Origin of the sequence: Sphingobium sp. CFD-2 (assembly GCF_024611135.1) — a bacterium.
Classification (GTDB): Bacteria; Pseudomonadota; Alphaproteobacteria; order Sphingomonadales; family Sphingomonadaceae; genus Sphingobium; species Sphingobium fuliginis.
This window is the reverse complement of record NZ_CP084405.1, coordinates 2,512,380-2,533,885: the sequence shown is the minus strand read 5'-3', so window position 1 is coordinate 2,533,885 and position 21,506 is coordinate 2,512,380. Positions and strand designations below refer to the sequence as shown.

At 67.1% G+C, this 21,506-nt stretch carries 20 protein-coding genes and 1 riboswitch; of the genes, 11 read left to right on the top strand and 9 right to left on the bottom strand.

The annotated features are described in order from the left end of the window. The first annotated feature begins 86 nt into the window (after positions 1-86). The 9 genes from LDB29_RS12485 to LDB29_RS12445 all read left to right on the top strand — a co-directional run bounded on the left by LDB29_RS12485 (position 87) and on the right by LDB29_RS12445 (position 9,996). Positions 87-1,907, top strand: coding sequence for a tetratricopeptide repeat protein (locus LDB29_RS12485; protein ID WP_373886263.1), 1,821 nt, complete (start codon positions 87-89; stop codon positions 1,905-1,907). Between the two features lie 69 nt (positions 1,908-1,976). After that, positions 1,977-3,134, top strand: coding sequence for a deoxyguanosinetriphosphate triphosphohydrolase (locus LDB29_RS12480; RefSeq protein WP_025549577.1), 1,158 nt, complete (start codon positions 1,977-1,979; stop codon positions 3,132-3,134). Between the two features lie 68 nt (positions 3,135-3,202). Further along, a complete protein-coding gene (locus tag LDB29_RS12475; protein WP_025549578.1) occupies positions 3,203-3,493 on the top strand; it encodes a hypothetical protein in 291 nt (96 codons plus the stop codon). A gap of 66 nt (positions 3,494-3,559) precedes the next feature. Next, positions 3,560-3,659, top strand: a riboswitch (glycine riboswitch). A gap of 178 nt (positions 3,660-3,837) precedes the next feature. Further along, positions 3,838-4,989 (top strand): glycine cleavage system aminomethyltransferase GcvT, encoded by a 1,152-nt coding sequence (gene gcvT, locus LDB29_RS12470; protein ID WP_099186120.1) that lies wholly within the window; start codon positions 3,838-3,840, stop codon positions 4,987-4,989. Positions 4,990-5,014: 25 nt separating this feature from the next. Next, positions 5,015-5,386, top strand: coding sequence for a glycine cleavage system protein GcvH (gene gcvH, locus LDB29_RS12465; protein ID WP_013040940.1), 372 nt, complete (start codon positions 5,015-5,017; stop codon positions 5,384-5,386). A 120-nt stretch (positions 5,387-5,506) separates the two neighbouring features. Beyond that, positions 5,507-6,865, top strand: a complete 1,359-nt coding sequence (gcvPA, locus tag LDB29_RS12460; protein WP_025549580.1) for an aminomethyl-transferring glycine dehydrogenase subunit GcvPA — start codon at positions 5,507-5,509, stop codon at positions 6,863-6,865. Beyond that, positions 6,862-8,433 (top strand): aminomethyl-transferring glycine dehydrogenase subunit GcvPB, encoded by a 1,572-nt coding sequence (gcvPB, locus tag LDB29_RS12455; RefSeq protein WP_099186119.1) that lies wholly within the window; start codon positions 6,862-6,864, stop codon positions 8,431-8,433. The genes gcvPA and gcvPB overlap by 4 nt, the downstream gene beginning before the upstream one ends. Beyond that, a complete protein-coding gene (locus LDB29_RS12450; RefSeq protein WP_025549582.1) occupies positions 8,430-9,074 on the top strand; it encodes a DUF938 domain-containing protein in 645 nt (214 codons plus the stop codon). The genes gcvPB and LDB29_RS12450 overlap by 4 nt, the downstream gene beginning before the upstream one ends. 40 nt (positions 9,075-9,114) lie before the next feature. Beyond that, a complete protein-coding gene (locus LDB29_RS12445) occupies positions 9,115-9,996 on the top strand; it encodes a hypothetical protein (RefSeq protein WP_025549583.1) in 882 nt (293 codons plus the stop codon). Here the strand turns inward: LDB29_RS12445 and LDB29_RS12440 are convergent. From LDB29_RS12440 to LDB29_RS12430, 3 genes are all read right to left on the bottom strand, one after another. After that, positions 9,953-11,944 (bottom strand): ATP-binding protein, encoded by a 1,992-nt coding sequence (locus LDB29_RS12440; protein WP_257554289.1) that lies wholly within the window; start codon positions 11,942-11,944, stop codon positions 9,953-9,955. The genes LDB29_RS12445 and LDB29_RS12440 overlap by 44 nt on opposite strands. 122 nt (positions 11,945-12,066) lie before the next feature. Further along, entirely contained in the window at positions 12,067-13,290 is a 1,224-nt protein-coding gene (locus LDB29_RS12435; protein WP_025549585.1) for an aminotransferase class I/II-fold pyridoxal phosphate-dependent enzyme, read from the bottom strand. A 142-nt stretch (positions 13,291-13,432) separates the two neighbouring features. Then, positions 13,433-13,675, bottom strand: a complete 243-nt coding sequence (locus LDB29_RS12430) for an acyl carrier protein (RefSeq protein ID WP_099186118.1) — start codon at positions 13,673-13,675, stop codon at positions 13,433-13,435. A 113-nt stretch (positions 13,676-13,788) separates the two neighbouring features. Here LDB29_RS12430 and LDB29_RS12425 point away from each other — a divergent pair, with 113 nt between their 5' ends. Further along, positions 13,789-14,307: a Pycsar system effector family protein gene (locus LDB29_RS12425; protein WP_037482846.1), complete on the top strand. Its 519-nt coding sequence runs from the start codon at positions 13,789-13,791 to the stop codon at positions 14,305-14,307. A 33-nt stretch (positions 14,308-14,340) separates the two neighbouring features. On the opposite strand, the gene LDB29_RS12420 is transcribed toward LDB29_RS12425, so the two are convergent. The 4 genes from LDB29_RS12420 to LDB29_RS12405 form a co-directional block, all read right to left on the bottom strand. Beyond that, complete coding sequence (locus tag LDB29_RS12420) at positions 14,341-14,619, bottom strand: ETC complex I subunit (protein ID WP_025549586.1); 279 nt, start codon at positions 14,617-14,619, stop codon at positions 14,341-14,343. Between the two features lie 58 nt (positions 14,620-14,677). After that, a complete protein-coding gene (hrpB, locus tag LDB29_RS12415; RefSeq protein WP_025549587.1) occupies positions 14,678-17,149 on the bottom strand; it encodes an ATP-dependent helicase HrpB in 2,472 nt (823 codons plus the stop codon). A 39-nt stretch (positions 17,150-17,188) separates the two neighbouring features. After that, positions 17,189-17,968 (bottom strand): TSUP family transporter, encoded by a 780-nt coding sequence (locus LDB29_RS12410; RefSeq protein ID WP_044660117.1) that lies wholly within the window; start codon positions 17,966-17,968, stop codon positions 17,189-17,191. Between the two features lie 90 nt (positions 17,969-18,058). Continuing rightward, positions 18,059-19,087, bottom strand: coding sequence for a polyprenyl synthetase family protein (locus tag LDB29_RS12405; RefSeq protein ID WP_025549588.1), 1,029 nt, complete (start codon positions 19,085-19,087; stop codon positions 18,059-18,061). A gap of 158 nt (positions 19,088-19,245) precedes the next feature. On the opposite strand from LDB29_RS12405, the gene LDB29_RS12400 reads away from it, so the two are divergent. Further along, entirely contained in the window at positions 19,246-19,530 is a 285-nt protein-coding gene (locus tag LDB29_RS12400; RefSeq protein ID WP_025549589.1) for a chorismate mutase, read from the top strand. Between the two features lie 2 nt (positions 19,531-19,532). On the opposite strand, the gene LDB29_RS12395 is transcribed toward LDB29_RS12400, so the two are convergent. Both LDB29_RS12395 and LDB29_RS12390 read right to left on the bottom strand, forming a co-directional pair. Next, positions 19,533-20,429, bottom strand: coding sequence for a DMT family transporter (locus LDB29_RS12395; RefSeq protein ID WP_025549590.1), 897 nt, complete (start codon positions 20,427-20,429; stop codon positions 19,533-19,535). Positions 20,430-20,579: 150 nt separating this feature from the next. Continuing rightward, a complete protein-coding gene (locus tag LDB29_RS12390; RefSeq protein WP_025549591.1) occupies positions 20,580-21,452 on the bottom strand; it encodes an FAD:protein FMN transferase in 873 nt (290 codons plus the stop codon). Positions 21,453-21,506: the final 54 nt, after the last annotated feature.

Here is a 21,506-nt window from a genome sequence, read left to right as displayed (position 1 = left end):
GCGCCATCGGCTGCCATGGGCAACCGGGCGCGCTTTTTCTTTCGACATATTCCCTTGTCCCGCCTCCATCCGCTAAAGGGCTGTCTGTGAGACGTTATGACATATGGATTCTCCGCGGACTGCTTCTAGCGGGCACCGCGTTGGCGCAACCGGTTCTGGCGCAGCCCGCCCAGGTGCAGGCGATGCGTCCCTCCAGCGCGGAAAACCTCAACAATCATCTGGCGCGGCTGGCGTCCAATCCGCGTGACGTGACGGCGCTGATCGGCGCGGGCGAGGCTGCGCTGGACATGGACGACGCGCGGGCGGCGGCGGGTTTCTTTGCCCGGGCCGACACGCTGGCGCCGAACAACGGCAAGGTGAAGGCGGGCCTTGGCCGCGTCATGCTGAAGAACCAGAACCCCGCCGAAGCGCTGCGCCTGTTCGATCAGGCGACGCGGCTGGGCTTTCCCGAAGCGACCCTGTTGTCCGACCGGGGCCTTGCCAAGGATATGACCGGCGATCAGGCGGGGGCGCAGCGCGACTATCAGGCGGCGCTCCAGCGGACACCGGACGATGTCGAACTCACGCACCGCTATGCCGCCTCGCTTGGCATTTCCGGCCAGGTCGACGCGGCGGAACGAGTGCTGAAACCGCTGCTCTACAAGAGCGACCGGGCGGCCTGGCGCTACCGGGCGTTCATCCTGGCGATGAACAACCGACAGGCCGACGCCAGGAAGATCGCGGAGCAGACCATGCCGTCGCAGCTTGCCACGGCGATCCTGCCCTATATGCAGAAAATGCCCTATCTGACCGCTGCCCAGAAGGCGGCGGCGGTGCATTTCGGGCATTTCCCGGCCAATGTCGGTTCGACCGTCGCCGCCATCACGCCCACGCCGCCCGCTTTCGCGGCCGCCACGCCTGCCGCACCGCCGGCCAGCCAACCCGCCGCGGGGGCGCCGCCGCCGGCCCGATCCGCGCAGCAGGATCGTCGTTCGCGCCGTACCGAAACCGCCACGAGGCTTGCGCAGGCCGAAGCGCCGGCCCGTAACGTGCCAGCGCCAGGTCAGCCCGTTCCCACCTCCACCATTCCACAGACCCAGACCCAGACGCCGCCTCCGCCGCAGCGCGCGCCGCAAGCTGCCGCCTCCGCCGCCGCTCCCGCCACTTCCAATGTGCAGGGCCCGCCGGCGCCCGGCTTCGAATCCGTCCCGGCGCAAAGCCCGGCGCCCGCCAGCCCGCCGCCGAGCCAGCTCAACGCGATCACGCTGGCGCAGGCATCGGCGCCCCCCACGTCCAGCCCGCCACAGGGCGGGGTGGACGCGCCGTCGGCTCAGCCGGCCGCTCCGCCACCAACCGCAACGCCTGCGCCGCAGCAGCAGATCGATCCGGCCGTCACCCATTCGCTGGCGGACATCATCCACGCCATCGATGTGCCGGAATCCGAACGCCAGTCGAGCGTCGTCGCGGTCGACCTGTCGGAGGTCGCCCGGATTCAGGCCGCCCGCCGCGCGGAGCGGGAGGCATCCGCCGCCGCTGCCGCGGAAAAGGCGAAGAAGGCCGCCGCCGCCAAGGCGAAGGCCGAAGCGGATGCCAAGGCCAGGCAACTGGCCGAGGAAAAGAAGAAGGCGGCCGAGGAAAAGGCCCGCCTTGCCGCCAATCCCTCGCGCAACTGGCTTCAGGTCGGTACGGGTGCGAACAAGGGCGCACTGGCCTTCACCATGAAGGGATTGCGCAAGAAATATGACTCGCTCGAACCGCAGGACGCCTGGGTGGCGAGCTGGGGCCGCACCAATCGCCTGCTTGTCGGGCCGTTCAGCAGCTTCGCGCGGGCCAGGGCGCTGGAGGACAAGCTGAAGGCGGCGGGCGCGGACGTGTTCGCCTGGAAAAGCGATGCCGGGGAAGTGGTTGAGCGGCTTCCGGCGAAATAGGGCGATTTCCCATCGATCGGAACATCGAACGACTCGGCAATGGTCGAAAACGGCATTAAAGGGCGCGGCATGACGCTGCTTGCATCCTATGCCTCGCATCCCGGCCGGAGCCGGGGCCGCCTCCATGCCGAACCCGGCGGGGAGGTGCGGGGGCCCCGCGACATGTTCCAGCGGGACCGCGACCGCATCATCCACAGCATCGCCTTTCGCCGCCTGCGCCACAAGACGCAGGTGTTCGTGTCGCCCGACGGCGATCATTTCCGCGTCCGGCTGACCCACAGCCTGGAGGTGGCGCAGATCGGCCGCACGACGGCGCGGACACTGGGCCTCAACGAAGACCTTACCGAAGCGCTTTGCCTGGCGCACGACATCGGCCATCCGCCTTTCGGTCATGCAGGGGAGGATGCGCTGGAGGCGGCGCTCGACGCGCATGGCGGCTTCGACCATAATGCGCATACGCTGCGCACGCTGATGCTGCTGGAAAGTCCCTACCCGCTGTTCCGCGGCCTCAATCTGAGCTGGGAGATGCTGGAGGGGCTGGCCAAGCATAATGGCCCGGTCACGCGGCCCGGCTGGGCCATGCGGGAGGTGGATGCGCTGTTCCCGCTCGACCTTGCCAGCCATGCCTCGCTGGAGGCGCAGCTCGCGGCGATCGCGGACGACATCGCCTATGACAATCACGACATCGACGACGGGCTGCGCGCGGGCCTGCTGACGCTGGACCAGCTTTTGGGCGTGCCGCTGGTGAAAGGCTGCTGGGACCGGGTTCGCGCGCGCTATCCCGATGTGCCGGAGGATCGCCTGCTGCGCGAACTGGTGCGGGAACAGATCGGCGTGATGGCGAACGACCTGATCGCCGCCACCCGCGCCAACATCCTTGCGGCGGGCGTGGAGACAGCCGACGACGTTCGCCGGGCCGGACGCCCGCTGGTCGGCTTCTCGCCCGAACTCGCCGCGCAGGAGCGCGATCTCAAGCGGTTCATGTATGCGACGCTCTATCACCACCCATCGCAACTGGCGGCCGCCGACCGGGCGCGCGTGATCGTGACCGATCTGTTTCGCGCCTATCAGGCGGACCCGAAACTGATGCCGCAGGAGTGGCGCGACGATTGCGCGACGCTGGAACCCAGGCGCAGCCGCCATATAGCGGACTTCATCGCGGGCATGACCGACCGCTATGCCGAAAAGCGGCATGCCGAGATTTTCGGTGAACTGGCGCTGGCCTGAGCCATTGTCCGGAGATTCGCGACGGTCCGGCATTCCCTTTGCCCTGAAACCGCTCTACGCATCGGGTCATGGCCCTTCATCCGCAGATCGCCGCGCTCGCGGCCCAGCTTGAGGATCTTGCCGACCTGCTGCGCGCGCAGGGCGACCGGCTCTGGTCGGGGCGGATCGACCTGGTGCGACATCTGGTCGCGGACTCCAATTTCGCCGGCGTCGAACGCTTTCTGCGCCTGTTCGAAGGGGAGGAGGGGCTTGGCGCCCTGGTCCTGAACGACGCATCGGCCAACCGGCGGCTGATCGAACGGCGGCAGGCCGCGCGCATATTGGCCGAACGGCTGGCAAAAGAGGAAGGCGCCGATTGAGCGATTGACGGCGCGGCGCGTTTCACGCAATGCGGAACTGTCGCCGGTGCCGTGGATTCGGTCATCGGACTTGATGCGGGAGAGCATGGGAAGCCTTTCAGGCCACCCCGTCGCCGAAGGAGCAACCGCCCCGGAATCTCTCAGGCCAAAGGACCGCATCATGGGCAGGCACTCTGGAAAGCGGACGGTTCGCGCCGTCCCACCGAAGGGGTAAGCCATCCGGTCGCCTGACTGGTGGTCAAAGCTCTCAGGTTCCGTGACAGAGGGGGTGGCAAACGCGATGAGTCCGACTCCGGACGGGCGCGTCTGTCGCCAATGACCCTCGCACGGAAAGGCCGCCCCTCATGTCCGGCAATGACGACATCGCCCATCTCGAAGAAGAATTGCCGTTGCAGGACCTGCCGCTGGATGGCTGGCACCGCGCCAGGGGCGCGCGCATGGTCGGCTTCGCGGGCTATCACATGCCGATCCAATATGAAGGCATCATGGCCGAACATGCCTGGACCCGCGAACATGCCGGGCTGTTCGACGTCAGCCATATGGGCCAGATCGGCTTTTCCGGCGAAGGCGTGGACGACGCGCTGGAAATCCTGTTGCCGAGCGACATCAAGGGGCTGAAGCCCTTTCGCCAGCGCTATTCGATGCTGCTCGATGAAGAAGGCGGCATATTGGACGACCTGATGGTCTCCCGCCTGGGGGACGGCGCCTTCGACGGCGCGGACATCTATATGGTGGTCAACGGCGCGACCAAATATGACGACATCGGCTGGATGATCGAGCATCTGCCCGATGAAGTGGTGATGAATCACATGGACGATCAGGCCCTGCTCGCCTTGCAGGGGCCGGAAGCGGGGGAGGCGATGGCCGCGCTGGTCCCGGAAACCGCGGATCTGATCTTCATGCAGTCCGGCCTCTTCACCTGGCGCGGCGTTCCGCTGTGGATCAGCCGGTCGGGCTATACCGGCGAGGATGGCTTCGAGATCAGCGTGCCCGCCGCGGATGTGACGCTGCTGGCCGATGCGCTCTGCGCGTTGCCGCAGGTGAAGCCGATCGGCCTTGGGGCACGCGATTCCCTGCGCCTGGAGGCCGGGCTGCCGCTTTACGGACATGACCTGACGCCTGCCGTCAGCACCATCGGCGCCGATCTGGGCTTCGCCATCCAGAAGCGCAGGCGGGAAGAAGGCGGCTTCATCGGCCATGCGCGGGTGATGAAGGAATTGGCGGACGGACCGGGTTCGAAGCGCGTGGGCCTGAGGATCGAGGGCCGCCTGCCGGCGCGGGAGGGCGCGACGATCCATGCCGGCGGCGCGCAGGTGGGCGAGGTCACGTCCGGCGGCTTCGCGCCCACGGTGGGCGCGCCGATCGCGATGGGCTGGGTCAGCCTGCCCCACAGCGCGATCGGCACGGCGCTCGAAATCGAAGTGCGCGGCAAGCGCATCGCGGCGGAGGTTGCGCCGATGCCGTTCGTTCCGCACCGTTATCGCCGCAAAGCCTGAGTCCTTTTCGGAAGGGGATTGATTTATGAGCCGTTATTTCACCGACGAACATGAATGGATCGATGTCGAGGGCGAGATCGCCACGGTCGGCATCACCGATTATGCGCAGGAGCAGTTGGGCGACATCGTCTTCGTCGAATTGCCTGCGGAGGGCACGACCTTCGAAAAGGGCGACGACGCGGCCGTGGTGGAGTCGGTCAAGGCCGCCTCGGACGTCTATGCGCCGATTTCCGGCGAGGTCGTGGAAACCAACAGCGCGCTGGAAGACGAGCCTGCGCTGGTGAACAGCGATGCTGAGGAGGATGGCTGGTTCTTCAAGCTGCGCGTCACGGATGCCAGCGAACTGGAAGGCCTGATGAACGAAGCCGCCTATAAGAAGTTCGTCGCGAGCCTTTGAGAAGCCAATAGCCCCTCCCTTTCGGGGGAGGGGTTGGGGACCGCCCCAGGCGCCGCGTCTGGTGGATAGTCCTCACCCCCGGCCCTTCCCCTGAAGGGGAGGGGAGAGGAGATATGTAAAATGCGCTACCTACCCCTTACCGACACCGACCGGCAGGACATGCTGTCCGTCATCGGGGCGTCCTCCATTGACGACCTGTTCGTGGACGTCCCTGCCGAGGCCCGCCTTTCGGACAAGATCGCCGGCCTGCCCGACCATGCCAGCGAACTGGCGGTCGAGCGCCACATGGCGGCCCTTGCGCGGAAGAATCTGTCGGCGGGGGAAGCGCCCTTCTTCCTGGGTGCGGGCGCGTACAGGCATCATGTCCCCGCCAGCGTCGATCATCTGATCCAGCGCGGCGAGTTCCTGACGGCCTACACCCCCTATCAGCCGGAAATTGCGCAGGGCACCTTGCAGGTGCTGTTCGAATTCCAGACGCAGGTGGCGCGCCTGCTGGGCTGCGACGTCGCCAACGCCTCCATGTATGACGGGTCGACCGCCTGCTGGGAAGCGATCGGCATGGCCCGCCGCATCACCAAGCGCGGCAAGGCGATCCTGTCCTCCGGCCTGCACCCCCATTATGTCTCGGTCGCCAACACCATGGCGAAATTCACCGGCGACGCGCTCGTGCATCAGGCGCCGACGCTGGACGCCGCCACCGACATCGACGCGCTGATCGCCGGGATCGACAAGGATACAAGCTGCGTCGTCGTCCAATATCCCGACATTCTCGGCCGCATCGCCGACCTGACGCCGCTGGCCGATGCCGCCCATGCGGCGGGCGCGCTGCTGGTCGCGGTGGTGACGGAACCCGTCGCGCTCGGAGCGATCAGGGCGCCGGGCCATATGGACGCGGACATCGTCGTGGGCGAAGGGCAGTCCATCGGCGTCGGCCTGCAATTTGGCGGGCCTTATCTGGGCCTGTTCGCGTGCAAGCAGAAATATGTCCGCCAGATGCCGGGCCGCCTTTGCGGCGAGACGGTGGACGCGGCGGGCAAGCGCGGCTTCGTGCTGACGCTTTCCACGCGCGAGCAGCATATCCGCCGTGAAAAGGCGACGTCGAACATCTGCACCAATTCCGGCCTCTGCGCGCTGGCGTTCAGCATCCATATGACGCTGCTGGGCGAAAGGGGATTGCGGGAACTGGCGGCGCTCAACCATGGGCTGGCCGTTCAGGCGGCCGACCGGCTGGCCCAGGTGCCCGGCGTCACGCTGCTCAACGACAGTTTCTTCAACGAATTCACCCTGATCCTGTCGAAGGACGCCCGCGAAGTCGTCCGCAACCTGGCGGACAAGGGCGTGCTGGGCGGCGTCTCGCTCGGTCGCCTGTTCCCGGACGCGCCGGCAATCGGCAACGGACTGGTCGTTGCCGTCACCGAAACCGTGACGGTGGAGGACATCGAAATCTTTGCGAAGGCGCTGGAGGAGGAACTGGCATGACCATGCTCAAGGAAGGCCGGCCGACCACGCCGCAGGCTCTGACTAAAGCCGACAGCGCGCCCGCGACCGCCACGGGCAACCGTGCGCTGATGCTGGAGGAAGCGCTGATCTTCGAAATCGGTTCGACCGAGACAACTGGCGTCGACTTTGCCGAAGCGCCGGAGGTCGCCAGCCGTCTCGGCGATCTGGCCCGCACTGACAGCATTGGCCTGCCCGGCCTGTCGGAGCAGGAAACGGTGCGCCATTACACCCGTCTCAGCCGCCAGAACTACGCCATCGACCTTGGCCTGTTCCCGCTCGGCTCCTGCACGATGAAGCATAACCCGCGCCTGAACGAGAAGGTGGCGCGGATGCCCGGTTTCGCGGACCTTCACCCGCTTGCACCCCAATCGACGGTGCAGGGCGCGCTGGCGGTGATCCATGAACTGGCCGCCTGGCTGGTGACTCTGACCGGCATGCATTCCGTCGCAATGAGCCCCAAGGCGGGCGCGCATGGCGAATTATGCGGCCTGCTTGCGATCCGCGCGGCGCTGGAAGCGCGGGGCGATGCGCGCAGCGTCATCCTGGTGCCGGAAAGCGCTCATGGCACCAACCCTGCGACCGCCGCCTTCTGCGGCTATAAGGTCGAGGATATTCCGGCGACACCGGACGGCCGGGTCGATCTGGAAGCGCTCAAGGCCCGCCTCGGCCCCGACGTCGCGGCGGTGATGATCACCAATCCCAATACCTGCGGCCTGTTCGAGCGGGACATGAAGACGATCTCCGACGCGGTGCATGCCGCCGGGGCCTTCGTCTATTGCGACGGCGCGAACTTCAACGCCATCGTCGGGCGGGTCCGCCCCGGCGATCTGGGCGTCGACGCGATGCACATCAACCTGCACAAGACCTTCTCCACGCCGCATGGCGGCGGCGGTCCCGGCTCCGGCCCGGTGGTGCTGTCCGAAGCGCTCGCCCCTTTCGCGCCGCTGCCCTTCGTCGAAAAGCAGGGCGACAAATTCGTGCTGGTCGAGGAAGAGACGGCGGAAGACCATCACGGCCAGACCTTTGGCCGCATGGTCGCCTTCCATGGCCAGATGGGCATGTTCACCCGCGCCCTGACCTACATCCTCAGCCATGGCGCGGACGGCCTGCGGCAGGTCGCGAGCGATGCGGTGCTGAACGCCAACTATATCCTTCGCAGCCTGGACGATGTGCTGGACGCGCCCTTCGGCGGCAGCGGCCCCTGCATGCATGAGGCGCTGTTCAGCGACAAGGGGCTGGCCGAAGGCTTCACCACGCTCGACATCGCGAAGGGGCTGATCGACGAGGGCTTCCACCCCATGACCATGTATTTCCCGCTGGTGGTGCATGGCGCGATGCTGGTCGAACCTACGGAGACGGAGAGCAAGGCCGCGCTCGACCAGTTCATCCTGGCGCTGCGCAGCCTGGCCGAACGCGCCAAGGCAGGTGACGAGGCGCTGAAAGGCGCGCCCTATTTCGCCCCGCGCCGCCGCCTGGACGAAACGCTGGCTGCGCGCAAGCCGGTCCTCACATGGACCGAGCCGGCGCTGGCGGAAGCGGCCGAATGACGGACGGGCCGGAGCCGTGGGAACCCGGTTCCGGCCTGGCCGCCGCGGGCAAGCGCCACGCCCCCGCGACGGAGCGCAATCGCGACGCCATATTGGCGGTGCTTCGGGAGGAACTGCCATCCTCCGGCCTGGTGCTGGAAGTGGCGAGCGGCAGCGGCGAGCATGCGATGTACTTCGCCGCCGCCCTGCCCGCGCTCGATTGGCAACCGAGCGATTCCGATCCGGCTGCGCTGGCATCCATAGAAGCGTGGCGGCAGGAAGCGGGGCTCCCCAATGTGCGTCGGCCACTCAGGCTCGATGCCAGCGCCGGCTGGCCGGTGGAAAGGACGGACGCGATCCTGTGCATCAACATGGTGCACATCAGCCCCTGGGAAGCGACGCTCGGTTTGATGAAGGCGGCGGGGGCCGCGCTGCCGCCGGGTGGCCTGCTCTATCTCTATGGGCCCTATCTGCGGGAGGATGTCGAAACCGCGCCAGGCAATCTTGCCTTCGACGCATCCCTTCGGGCGCGCGATCCCGAGTGGGGCCTGCGTCGGGTCGAGGATGTCATTGCGATTGCGGAGGGCGAGGGGCTGGCATTTCAGCGACTGGTCGAAATGCCCGCGAACAATCTGTCCTTGATATTCCGGCGGCGGGATTGAAAGACTGCCGCGCTCCTGCGAAGGGGGAGCCCAAGGACCGATGCCCCACACTCTCCTCTCCCTCGTCACCGCCGAACTGGCCGCGCCCGCCGATCCGCGCGCGGCGGCGATGGCGGGCGCGTTGGCGGCCCAATATCCCGACGCTTCGCGGGCGGTGCTCTTCTACGGCTCCTGCCTGCGGGAGGAGAATCTCGACGGCTTGATGCTGGATTTCTACCTGATCGTATCGGACTATCGCACAGCTTATGGAAAGCGCTGGCTCGCGACCGCCAACCGGCTGATCCCGCCCAATGTCTTTCCCTTCGAACATAACGGCCTGATCGCCAAATATGCGGTGCTTTCAGAGGCCGACTTCGCGCGCCTCAACAGCCCTGCCGCCGACAATGTGTCGGTCTGGGCGCGCTTTGCCCAGCCTGCGCGGCTGCTCTGGGCGGCGGACGACCTTGCCCGCCAGCGCGCCATCGCCGCCGTTGCCGGCGCCGCCCCGACGCTGCTTTCGCTCGCTCGCCCGATGGTGCGGGAGCAGGACGCGCTGTCGCTGTGGAAGACCGGCTTCACCCTGACCTATGGCGCGGAACTGCGGGCCGAGCGCAAGGGCCGCTCCCTTTCCATCGTCGATGCCGATCCGGATCGTTACCGGCGCTTCGGGGAAGCCGCGCTGGCCCAGGGCCTGCCCCCGTCGCCGGAGCCGGATCAGGCGGCCGCCCTCTGGCGGCGGCTGCAAAGGCGCGGCAAATGGCTGTCGATCGTCCGCCTCGCCAAGGCGAGCTTCACCTATGCCGGCGGCATCGATTATCTGGCTTGGAAGATCAACCGCCACGCCGGCACCGCTATCCAGATCAAGCCCTGGCAGCGCCGCTGGCCGCTGATCGGCGCGCTTACTCTGCTGCCGCGGCTGTTCCGGGGTGGTGCGATCCGCTGAGCGCATTCGACAGCGCCTGTGCCAGCCCTGTCAGCGTATAGGGTTTGCGCAACACCTCATGACCCCCGAAATCGGCGCTTTCAGCGGTATCGCCGGCATAGCCCGTGACGAACAGCACCGGCAGATGCGCATAGATGGGGGGCAGGGTGCGGATCATCTCCGGCCCGGTCATGTCGGGCATCAGCACGTCGCTGACGATCAGGCCGATGTCCCGATGGCTGGTGAGCAGCTTCGCCGCCTTCGACGGATGATCGCAGGCGACCGGCAGGTGGCCCAGTTCCGAGAGCGCCGCCATCGTCTGGTTGAGGACGCGCGGATCGTCTTCCACCACCAGGATGCGCATCGGCGGGTGGAGAACGGGTTCCCGGTCCGGCGCAGACGCATCCATCGCGTCTTCGCCTTCCGCACCGATATGACGGGGCAGATAGAGGTGGACGCTCGTGCCCTTGCCGGGTTCGGATTCGATGCGGATCTCTCCCTCGCTCTGGTGCACGAAGCCGAAAATCTGGCTGAGGCCAAGCCCCGTGCCCTTGCCGACCGGCTTGGTGGTGAAGAAGGGTTCGAACACGCGGGAGAGGATGTCGGGCGTCATGCCGCAGCCGTCGTCGCTGACGCTGAGCGTCACATATTCCCCGCCGGCGCATTCCCCGATCTCATGCTGCGCGAGTTCGGCCTGCCCTGTCCTGATGATCAGCCGACCCCGCCCGTCCATCGCATCGCGGGCGTTGACGCACAGGTTCAATATCGCATTTTCCATCTGATGCTGGTCGACGAAGATCCGCCAGCCCTTCGCCTCATTTTCGAAGGCCATGGTGATCTGGTCCCCGATGGACCGGTCGATCAGGTCGGACAGGCCGGCCACCAGCGCATCGGAATCGACCGGGCTGGGCAGCAGCGGTTCCGACCGGGCGAAGGCCAGCAGGCGGCGGGTCAGCGCGGCGGCGCGATTGGCGCCCTCCATCGCATTGTCGAGATGGCGGTTCGCCTCCTGCGGTTTCAGCCGCAGCTTGCGCTTGGCGAGTTCCAGACCGCCGACCACCACCGCCAGCATGTTGTTGAAGTCGTGGGCGATGCCGCCGGTCAACTGGCCAACGGCGTCCATCTTCTGCATCTGGCGCAGATTTTCCTCGGCGGCGGCGCGTTCGGCGGTCTCCTTCTTGAGCCGTTCATAGGCGTCCGACAATTCGGCGGTGCGGGTGGCGACGGCCTCCTCCAGCCGGTCGGCGCGCTCCGCCTCGTCATCCGCCTGCCTGCGGGCATTGCGCCGCTCGCTATAGGCGGCATTGGCGAACCAGAGCGCGAACAGCACGCAGACGAGCAGCACCAGCCCGAAAAGCTGCGATGTCTTGCAGAACCAGGCGTTGCGATCCCCGGCCAGCGACACGGCCTGGCTGCGCTCCTGCAAGCGGGCATTCTCCGCCTGGATGACGCGGTCCAGCAGCGCCGTGATGCGCATCAGGTCGCGGGACCTGCCCGCCTGATGGAATTGCGCGAGCGCCGCCATCTTCTGGTCGTAGGTGGTACGCAGGCCGATCTCGCTCAGCGTCTTGCCGCGCTGGTCGAACGCCGCCTGCAACGCCATGACGTTGCCGCGCTGCCAGTCGGAATGGCGGGTGGTGTAGTTCAGCGTCTTGAGCTGGCTTGCGGCGGTGCGCCACTGGTCCTGGAACAGGCGGCCGGTATCGGGGTCAAGGCTGATGACATAGCGGGCCAGCGTCACTTCGGCGCGGGCGGTCTTCGCCTCGAACGCGCGGGCGAGGGCGATGATCTCGAAACTGCGGCGCTGTTCCTTCAGCGCGCGCTCATGGTCGCGGGCCGCATGGCTGGCGCTGTAGAGCAGCGTGCCGAGAGAACCCACCAGCAGGACGACGAGCACCAGCGGCAGGAAGCGTGCAACGAACGCTCGCCACCCTGTCGCATGTTCATCCATGAAAAACCCGTCCGCCATCGACAGTTACACTAGATGAACAATATTAATGGAGAAATGCCGCAGGTGAAAGGTTCCGATTTCGCCGCAAATTCCGTCGCGTTAAATGCCCGTCCGGTCGCGGCGGCGACGGGAAGGCGCGATCAGCCGATCGCCCCCGTCGCCTTGCCCGCGGCCTCGAACATCGCGATGATCTGGCCGACCTGTTCATCGCTATGTTCCGCGCAAAGCGAGCAGCGCAGCAGGAAGGTTCCCGCGGGAGTTGCCGGGGGGCGCGCCATGTTGACGTAGAGCCCCAGTTCCAGCAGCGCCTGCCACATGGCGACCGCCTGCGTCTGGTCGGTCAGGATGACGGCGATGATCGCGGATTGCGGCGTTTCCGTGCCCAGCCTGAAGCCGAGGTCGGTCAGGCCCTTGTGCAGCCGCTGGCTGTTCTTCCACAGATGGGCGCGCTTCTCGCCGGCATGCATCAGTTTGCGGATCGACGTCGCGGCGGTGGCGACGACGCTGGGCGGCAGGGACGCGGTGAAGACATAGGGACGGCAGACGAGGCGCAGCACCTCGAACTTCGGATGGTTGGAGACGCAGAAGCCGCCCACCGTGCCGACCGACTTGGAGAAGGTGCCGACGACGAAGTCCACATCCTTCTCGACGCCCTGCTCTTCATAGACGCCGCGGCCGTTGGGGCCGAAAAAGCCCATGCCGTGGGCCTCGTCGACCAGGATCATGCAATTGGGATGCTTGCGGACCGCCGCCACCATGTCCGGCAGGGGGGCGACGTCGCCCAGCATCGAATAGACGCCCTCCAGCACCACCAGCTTCAGCGCGTCGGCGGGCAGGCGGCCCAGGCGCTTGTCCAGATCCTCCACGCTGTTGTGGCGGAAGCGGACGATCTCCGCATCGCCCAGGAAGCAGCCGTCGTAGATGGAGGCGTGGCTGTCGGCGTCCAGAACGACATAGTCGCCCTTGCCCGCGAGGGTGGAGATCATGCCGAGATTGGCCTGATAGCCGGTCGAGAAGACCATCGCGCCGCTGGTGCCGTAGAAGTCCCTGAGCGCTTCCTCGACTTGCCTGTGACCCTGATAGGTGCCGTTCAGCACGCGGCTGCCGGTGGTGCCAGCGCCGAAATCGTCCAGCGCCTTCTTGCCCGCGGCGACCACGTCCGGGTCGAAGGTCATGCCCATATAGTTATAGGTGCCGAGCAGGATCGTGTCCTTGCCCTTGATCACCGCCTGGGTCGGGGACTTCACCTCGTCCATCACGATGGCGAAGGGATCGCGCACGCCGGTCGCCAGCAGCGCCTCGCGCTCTGCGATCAGGGCATCGAATTTGGAGAAGAGGTCGCGGGCTTGCGTGGCGTCGGTCATTGTCTCAATCGTCCCAAAACCGTTCGGGCTGAGCGAAGTCGAAGCTTCTTGCCGAGCGGAGCCGCGGCTCCATGCTTCGCCCTGGCTCAGCAAAGGGCTTCGACTTCGCTCAGCCCGAACGGCGGTTAAAGTCTCAGGCGGATCAGCCCTTCAGCTTCGCCACGGCGTCCACGAGCTGGCCGATGGTCTCGATCTCAGCCTGCATGTTCATGGTGATGATGATGTCGAACTCATCCTCGATCGCGGCGACGAAATCCATCACCGTCAGGCTGTCCCATTCCAGATCGCCGGCGAAGGTGGTGGCTTCGGTCAGTTCGATGCCCTTTTTGTTGAAAGGCGCGATCTGGCTCAAAACGCTGTCGAAAATTGGCTGGCGATCCGTCATTATCCGTGGTGCTTTCCGTGAAAGAGCGGCTTTTGCCCTTAAGCGTCGCTCTTTGGCAAGGGAATAAGGCGGCAATCGGGCATGACTGTCGCGAAAAAAGGGGAAGGGGGACTATGGCCGATGGGGCGAATGCGCCGGTGCCCAATGCGATCCACCTGCTGCGCACGGCGGTGCAGACCAATATGCAACTCAGCCAGATGGCCGACCAGAAGGCGAACATGCTGATCGGCGCGTCGATGGTGATCTTCACGCTTTGCGTCGCGCAGTTGCGCTCGGGCGCGCTGGTCTGGCCGGTGGCGGTGCTGGCGGTGGGCGTGTTCCTGGCCGCGACCTGCGCGATCCTGGCGGTGCTGCCGAGCGTGAGCCAGCCACGCGGCGGCGTGGGAGACGGGGATAATCTCTTGTTCTTCGGCGTCTTCACCAGTCTCGGCGAAGTGGAGTTCAGCGATCGGATGATGCGGCTTGTCGCGGATGACGACGCGCTGTGCCGGGCGATGCTGCGCGACATGTACCAGAACGGGCAGGTGCTCCAGCGGCGGAAATATCGCTGGCTGGGCTATGCCTACCGGCTGTTTCTGGCAGGCGTGGTGGCGAGTTTCGCGGCGTTGATGGCGGATCTGGCGCTCAGGTGACGCTGAAGGCGCAGGCCTGTCCTGCCGGGCGGCTTAGCGGAAATTGTCCGCGTAAGCCTGAATCTTCAGCGTCTTCGGCGCGGTCGGAATGACCGTATAGGGAATCCCCTCCCGCTCCGCATAGGCGCGGGCGGCTTCCTCGGAGGAGAAGGTCAGCCTGATCTGCTGCTTCGTGTCGCCGGAACCCGCCCAGCCGGTCAGGGGATCGGGCTTCTTCGCTTCGGCCGCCACATATTCCAGCACCCATTTGCGGGTCAGCGCCTTGCCGGACTGCAGGGCGTTCTTCTGGATCTGATAGATGCGCGCGCTCATCGCGATAGAGACTCCTGAGGGAAGATCGGGTTGCGTTGCACCAGCGACTGGATCGAAGTCAAGGCTTCCCCTTGGCGTCGGCGCGTTTCGTGCGCAGCGTGGCGCCGGCGGCTGCCGGGTCGTCCGGCCAGGGATGTTTGGGATAGCGGCCGCGCATCTCCTTCGCCACGGCGCTCCAACTGCCCTTCCAGAAGCCCGGCAGGTCGCGCGTCGTCTGGATCGGCCGGCCGGCGGGCGAGGTGAGGGAGAGGACCAGCGGAATGCGCCCGCTGCCGACCACCGGATGCTCGTTGAGGCCGAACAGGGCCTGGACGCGCAGTTCGACGCGGGGGCCGCCCTCCGCCGCATAGTCGATCTCATGGCCGCTGCCGGCGGGGGAACGGAATTCGGGCGGGGCCAGCCGGTCGACCTGCTGCTTCCCGTCCCAGCCGATCAGCCCTTCCAGCACGCCAGAAAGCTGCGAGCGGTCGATGTCGGAAAGGCGGCGCCTGCCCTGCAGCAGCGGGGGCAGCCATTCGTCCAACGTTTCCATCAGCGCGCTATCTGACAGCGCCTCCACCCCGGCAAAGGCAGCGCGCATCCTGAGCGACCGCGCGGCGTCGGACCAGGGAAGCAGGTCCAGCCCGCCCTGCCGCACGCCGTCGGTCAGGGCGGCGACCACGGCGGTCGGATCGGGCCGGTCGTCGGAACCGGAAGAGAGCCGCACCGCGCCCAACCGCCTTTCGCGCAGCGCCTCTATCCCGCCATTGGCGGCCCGGAAGCGCACGGTGCGATGTTCCGCGACGCGAGCGCTGAACAGGGCGATCACCTCCGCCTCGCCGACCGGTGCGGCGGAAAGGATGCGGGCGCCCGCGGCGCTGCCCTGCACTTCGCCCACCGCCAGCCATTCCTCCCGCGCCAGGGGGCTGAGCGGGTCGAGCCGGAAGCCGCGTCCCCCGACGCTTGCCCAATCGGCTCCGTCCGCAGAGCGGCGCCTTGCGACTCGGTCCGGGAAAGCGAGGGCAAGGCAGAGGCCGGTTTCATGGCCTCCCGCCGCACTGACAGGGATTGCGCCGGATGAATCCGTAGGGGCCAGCTTCGCCCATCGCTTCGCCATCGCCCGCGCCGCATCGGCGCGCTTGCCGCTTTCCCGCCGCCAGCGCATCCGCCGCTGCGACAGGTCCGTGTCCTGTCCGCCGATTCCCCGCTCGCCCAGCAGCACGGCAACCTCCGCCGCGATCTCCGCCAGACCCATTCCGCCTGCCCGCACCAGCATATGGCCGATGCGCGGCTCCAGCGGCAGGGTGGCGAGCGTCTTGCCATGGGCGGTGATGCGTCCACCCTCGTCCAGCGCCTCCAGCACCGTCAGCCGCTTGCGCGCCTCCGCCACGGCGGCAGCGGGCGGCGGGTCCAGCCAACGCAGCTCGCCCGGATCGCTCACCCCCCAAAGCGCGCAGTCCAGCATCAGGCTCGACAGGTCGCTCTCCAATATTTCCGGCGGGTCGAAGGGCGGCATCCCGGCCGTCGCAGCCGCTTCCCATAGCCGATAGGCGACACCCGGCCGCTGCCGCGCGGCCCGCCCCGCCCGCTGGGTCGCCGCCGCCTGGCTCGCCCGCTCCGTCACCAGCCGCGTCACCCCCGCCGCCCGGTCGTAGCGTGGCCGCCGCGCCAGCCCGCTGTCGACCACGATCCGCACGCCGTCGATGGTCAGGCTGGTCTCCGCAATGGAGGTGGCGAGGATGACTTTCCGCCGTCCCTCCCGCGAGGGGCGGATCGCCGCGCGCTGCGCCGCCGGATCGAGCGACCCGTGGAGTTTGTGAACCTCCGCCCCGGCGTCCTCCAGCCGTTCCGCCGTCCGTTCGATTTCCGCCACGCCGGGCAGGAAGGCGAGCAGGTCGCCTTCCGCCTCTTCGTTGAGCGCCCGGCGGATGGTGGCCGCCATTGCATCCTCTATCCGCTTTTCGGCAGCGCGTCCGACATGGCGCAGTTCCAGCGGCTGGATGCGGCCTTCGCTCTCCACCACCGGCGCGTCCTTCCCGCCATGGGCGAGCAGCGCGGCAAAACGCGCTCCGTCCAGGGTCGCGGACATCGGCACGATCCGCAGGTCCGGCCGCAGCGCGCCCTGGGCGTCCAGCGCCAGCGCCAGTCCGAAATCGCTGTCCAGGCTGCGCTCATGCACTTCGTCGAAGAGGACCGCGGAAACGCCCGAAAGCTCCGGATCGTCCTGGATCCGCCGCACGAAAATGCCTTCGGTCAGGACCAGCAGGCGGGTCCGGGCCGACATCCGCGAATCCATCCGCGTCGCATAGCCCACCGTGCCGCCGGGCTGTTCGCCCATCAGTTCGGCAATCCGTTCCGCCGCTGCGCGGGCCGCAAGCCGGCGAGGGGAGAGCAGCAGCACCTGCCCGGTGCACCAGGGTTCGTTCAGCAGCGCCGGGGCCACTGCCGTCGTCTTGCCCGCGCCCGGCGGCGCCACCAGCACGGCGTTGCTGCCTTCGCGCAGGGCGGCAAGCAGGTCGGGCAGCACGGCATCGATGGGCAGGGCAGTCATGGCTGTCCCTCTCGCGCCATTCCCGGCCGAGTGCAAGGATCAGCCGAACAGCAGCGCGTGGATGGGGTTTTCAGGATCGAGCAGCATCTTCGCCGTCAGCGCCAGCGACATGACGATCAGCAGCGGCCGGATCAGGCGGCTGCCGAAGCGCATGGCGAGGCGCGATCCGATCTGCCCGCCGGCGATGCTGCCCACCGCCATGGCGAGGCCGACGATCCAGATCACATGCCCGCCCGCGATCATGGTAAGCAGGCCGGCGAGGTTGCTGGCGAAATTGGCTGCCTTGGTCTGCGCGGTGGCGCGCACGAGGCCCAGGCCGCCCAGCGCAATGAAGATGCTGGTGTAGAAGGCGCCCGCACCCGGTCCGAAAAAGCCGTCGTAAAAGCCGATGACGCCGATCAGCAGGCTCAGCAGCACCATGCCGATGCGCTGGTGCCGGTCGATCTCGCTCATCTTGGGCGAAAAGGTGAAATAGGCCGCCAGCGCGATCAGCAGCGCAGGCATAAGCCCCGCGAGGATGGATGGATCGACCCGCTGCACCAGCCACGCCCCGCCGACCGATCCTGCGAAGGCGGCGAATATCGGCCAGCGATAGGCCTTCAGATCCATATGTCCCGCCCGCGCATAGGCGACGCAGGCGCCGAAGGTGCCGAGCGAGGATTGCAGCTTGTTGGTGGCGACCGCCGGAACGGGCGGGATTCCGGCGGCGAGCAAGGCAGGCAGGGCGATCAGCCCGCCGCCGCCCGCCATTGCGTCGATGCATCCCGCCATAAGCGCGGCGGCCATGAGGAAGGCGATGGTTTCAGGAGAAGGGATCATGATCGGCAGGAGGTCTTGGCGGAAGGAAGCGCTAAGTGCACCTGTCTGCGCACGAACACGACGATGGAAACGAACCGGCCTGCCAGACCCTCAATAAGCCCGCGCGATGGCGAACCCGACCGCTTCGGTCAGCGCGGCCTTGGCCTTGCCATTGTCGAACATGCCCAGCGCATCGATGGCTCTCTGCCCATAATGCCGCGCCCGCGCCAGCGTATCCGCGATCGCGCCCGTCTTGCGCAGCAGGCCCGTAGCATGCGCCAGATCCTCGTCGCTCACCCGGTTGCCTGCAATGGCCTGCTTCCAGAAGGCGCGGTCATCTTCCGAACCCCGGGCATAGGCGAGGATCACGGGCAACGTCACCTTGCCGTCGCGGAAATCGTCACCCGCATCCTTGCCCATGGTCGCGCCGTCCGATTCATAGTCGATGGCGTCGTCGATAAGCTGGAAGGCGATGCCGAGGTTGCGGCCATAGACGTCCAGAGCCTGCTCCTCGGCCTCCGTGCGGTCGGCGACCACGGCGGAAATGCGGCAGGCGGCGGCGAACAGGGCAGCGGTCTTCGCGCCGATGATGTCGAGATACTGCTCTTCGCTGGTGTCGATCTTGCGCTGGGCGGTGAGTTGGTTGACCTCCCCCTCCGCGATCACGGCGGACGCATTGGAGAGGATCTTCAGCACCTTCAGCGATTCCGCCTCGACCATCAGTTCGAAGGAGCGGGAAAAGAGGAAGTCGCCCACCAGCACGCTGGCGCTGTTGCCCCAGATGATATTGGCGGTCTTGCGGCCCCGGCGCAGCCCCGATCCGTCGACCACATCGTCATGCAGCAGGGTCGCGGTGTGGATGAATTCGACCGCGGCGGCCAGCTTGTAATGGCGCGACCCGGCATAACCGACCAGATCGGCGCAGGCGAGCGTCAGCATCGGCCGCATCCGCTTGCCGCCGCCCGCGATCAGATGCCCGGCGAGTTCCGGGATCAGCGGAATGCGCGACTGCATCCGGTCCAGAATGACGGCGTTCACCTGATTCATGCCCTCAGCGACCAGCGCCATCATGGGGGCGAGCGAAGGCGCGCTGCTGGCGCGGCCGATGGGGTGGACATTGCCGGTGGCGGATGCTGTCATGACAAGCGCCATGTGGCGGCGCAAAATGCTAAAGGCAAGCGGGAATAGCTTGCGCGGGCGTCCGGAAGCGGCAAAAAGCGCGCGATATTTGATCGACGCATCGTCAGGGCGCAAAACCCGCGTCCATTTTCGCCGGCGATGCTCTGCGGAGGACCAAAGTGGACGAGACCCTGAAGCGCTATCGCGAGAGCATCGACAATATCGACGCGGCGCTCGTCTTCATGCTGGCGGAGCGGTTCAAGATCACCCAGGCCGTCGGGGAGCATAAGGCGACCCACGACCTGCCTCCCGCCGATCCCGGCCGGGAGGAACGCCAGATCGCCCGGCTGCGCCAGCTTGCTACCGATGCCAATCTGGACCCCGATTTCACCGAGAAATTCCTGCGCTTCATCATCGATGAGGTCATCCGCCACCATGAACGGCTGCGGGAAAGGCAGGGCTGAGTTCAGGCCAGTTCGGCGATGTCCTGATTGCGCGTCGGTTGCGTCGACCGGCCCAGCATCACCCCACCCAGCGCCAGCCCGAAGCCGATGAGCTGCACCGGACCCAGCCGTTCCCCGAACAGCAGCCATGCCTCGACCGCGGCAAGCGGCGGCACCAGCAGCAACAGCATCGACATGCGCGTCGGCCCCTGATGCCGCACCAGCCACACCAGCAGCGACAGTCCGCCCGCCGACAGCCCCAGCACCGACCAGGCGAGGCCGATCCACAGCACAGGCGTGCCGTCCCAGCGATATTCCCCGGCGAACAGCGTGGCCGCGATGGCGAGCAGCGCGCCGCCCCCATTCTGCACCGCCCCGGAAATCGCGATGCCGTCGCCTGCTATCGATCCGCGCTGGATCAGCGTGCCCCCCGCCATGCCGAGCACGGCGAGCACGCCGGCGAGAGCCGGTCCTGTCGCGATCGATCCGGCGCCCGACCGCTCGATCGCCGGCAATAGCACGCAACCGACCCCTCCGATCGCGATCGCCAGACCGACCCAGGCGCGTCCGGGCAGCCGGTCGCCCAGAAAGGCGACGCTCGCCACCGCCACCATCAGCGGTTGCAGCGAACCCAGCAGCGCCATGACGCCCGCCGGCATGCCGTTGTTCACCGCCCACCAGCTGAGCGTCAGGTAGAAGCCATGCAGCATCGCGCCAGCCGCCAGATGCAGCCCCAGCCGCCGTCCACGCGGCAGCGCCTGCCGCGCATAGAGCGCCGCCCCGGCGAGCAAGGTCGTCGTCAGCGCCAGCCGCACCGCCAGGACCAGCTCCGGCGCGGCATGCGGCACCATCGCCCGCGCGACGATGAAGCCGGTCGACCAGATCAGCACGAAGAGAAGGGAAGCCATGGCAGCGATCATGCGCTCGCCTTTGGCCTATCGATACTCGGCTGTCGAGGCGCGGTTGGGGTTGAGGCGCGGTTTGGGTGGCCAAATCGCCGCTGCCAGCACGCCAAGCCGCTGCCTTCGCAGGCGTGCGGGGCAGATCTTCCGCTCGCCACCCGTTCGGGTTCAATCCAGCATCGCGGCCAGGGCAGGCGTCATATATTCCTGCCCGCGATCATCAACCCGCCGGATCAGGCATGCGGCAATGCCGTGCCGTGTGGCGAGGGCCATGCCACGTTCATGCCCCATTATCGTGATCGCGGTCGCCCAGGCGTCCGCCAGCATCGCGCTTTCGTGGAGCACCGTTACGGAAGCCACATCGTTGGTGATGGGCGCGCCAGTGGCGGGGTCCATGCTGTGGGAAAGGCGGACGCCGCCTTCCTGGCGGAAGCGGCGATAGTCTCCGGATGTCGCGACCGACAGGCCGCAAAGCGCTATCCGGAGCGTAGGGAGCGCAAGGCCCGGCGGAGCCTCCACGTCCACCCACCAGGGCTGGAGGTCGGGCTTGACCCCTTGCCCCTGCAATTCGCCGCCGATCTCGACCAGGAAATGCGCAGCGCCGAGGCCGCGCAGGGCGGCCGCCATTGCATCCACGGCAAAGCCCTTGGCGATGCCTGAAAAGTCCAGCGTCACGTCGGCCGTGCGCCGGGCGCGGTCGCCCTCGATCGCGATGGCGGTCCAGGGCGAGGGATGATGGGGGCCTTCGGAAAGGCCCGTCAGCCCGTCCGGACCGAAGCCCCATTTCGCCACCAGCCGGCCCACCGCCGGATCGAACGCGCCGCCCGACAGCCGGGCCATCTCCAGTCCGGCGCGCAGCACGGTCAGCATCTCGCCGGGCAGCGGCATCCATTGGCCGACCGGCGCGGCATTGAAACGGCTGATGGCGGAAGCCGCTTCCCAATTGCTCATCTGCGCGATGATGCGGCCCAGCACCGTTTCCATCGCCGCCGCGCTGCCGGGCGGGGCGTCGACGATGCGGGCGGACCAGCTCGTGCCCATGGTCGGACCGCCAAAGTCGCTGATCCTGCCCGCCTGCTTGTCTGGCCCGAAGAT

Bases quoted from the DNA above. Each gene is read 5' to 3' on its own strand.
- LDB29_RS12480 (WP_025549577.1), top strand. From the start codon at position 1,977: ATGACGCTGCTTGCATCCTATGCCTCGCATCCCGGCCGGAGCCGGGGC.
- LDB29_RS12475 (WP_025549578.1), top strand. From the start codon at position 3,203: ATGGCCCTTCATCCGCAGATCGCCGCGCTCGCGGCCCAGCTTGAGGAT.
- gcvT (WP_099186120.1), top strand. From the start codon at position 3,838: ATGTCCGGCAATGACGACATCGCCCATCTCGAAGAAGAATTGCCGTTG.
- gcvH (WP_013040940.1), top strand. From the start codon at position 5,015: ATGAGCCGTTATTTCACCGACGAACATGAATGGATCGATGTCGAGGGC.
- gcvPA (WP_025549580.1), top strand. From the start codon at position 5,507: ATGCGCTACCTACCCCTTACCGACACCGACCGGCAGGACATGCTGTCC.
- gcvPB (WP_099186119.1), top strand. From the start codon at position 6,862: ATGACCATGCTCAAGGAAGGCCGGCCGACCACGCCGCAGGCTCTGACT.
- LDB29_RS12450 (WP_025549582.1), top strand. From the start codon at position 8,430: ATGACGGACGGGCCGGAGCCGTGGGAACCCGGTTCCGGCCTGGCCGCC.
- LDB29_RS12445 (WP_025549583.1), top strand. From the start codon at position 9,115: ATGCCCCACACTCTCCTCTCCCTCGTCACCGCCGAACTGGCCGCGCCC.
- LDB29_RS12440 (WP_257554289.1), bottom strand. From the start codon at position 11,944: ATGGCGGACGGGTTTTTCATGGATGAACATGCGACAGGGTGGCGAGCG.
- LDB29_RS12435 (WP_025549585.1), bottom strand. From the start codon at position 13,290: ATGACCGACGCCACGCAAGCCCGCGACCTCTTCTCCAAATTCGATGCC.
- LDB29_RS12430 (WP_099186118.1), bottom strand. From the start codon at position 13,675: ATGACGGATCGCCAGCCAATTTTCGACAGCGTTTTGAGCCAGATCGCG.
- LDB29_RS12425 (WP_037482846.1), top strand. From the start codon at position 13,789: ATGGCCGATGGGGCGAATGCGCCGGTGCCCAATGCGATCCACCTGCTG.
- LDB29_RS12420 (WP_025549586.1), bottom strand. From the start codon at position 14,619: ATGAGCGCGCGCATCTATCAGATCCAGAAGAACGCCCTGCAGTCCGGC.
- hrpB (WP_025549587.1), bottom strand. From the start codon at position 17,149: ATGACTGCCCTGCCCATCGATGCCGTGCTGCCCGACCTGCTTGCCGCC.
- LDB29_RS12410 (WP_044660117.1), bottom strand. From the start codon at position 17,968: ATGATCCCTTCTCCTGAAACCATCGCCTTCCTCATGGCCGCCGCGCTT.
- LDB29_RS12405 (WP_025549588.1), bottom strand. From the start codon at position 19,087: ATGACAGCATCCGCCACCGGCAATGTCCACCCCATCGGCCGCGCCAGC.
- LDB29_RS12395 (WP_025549590.1), bottom strand. From the start codon at position 20,429: ATGATCGCTGCCATGGCTTCCCTTCTCTTCGTGCTGATCTGGTCGACC.
- LDB29_RS12390 (WP_025549591.1), bottom strand. From the start codon at position 21,452: ATGGGCACGAGCTGGTCCGCCCGCATCGTCGACGCCCCGCCCGGCAGC.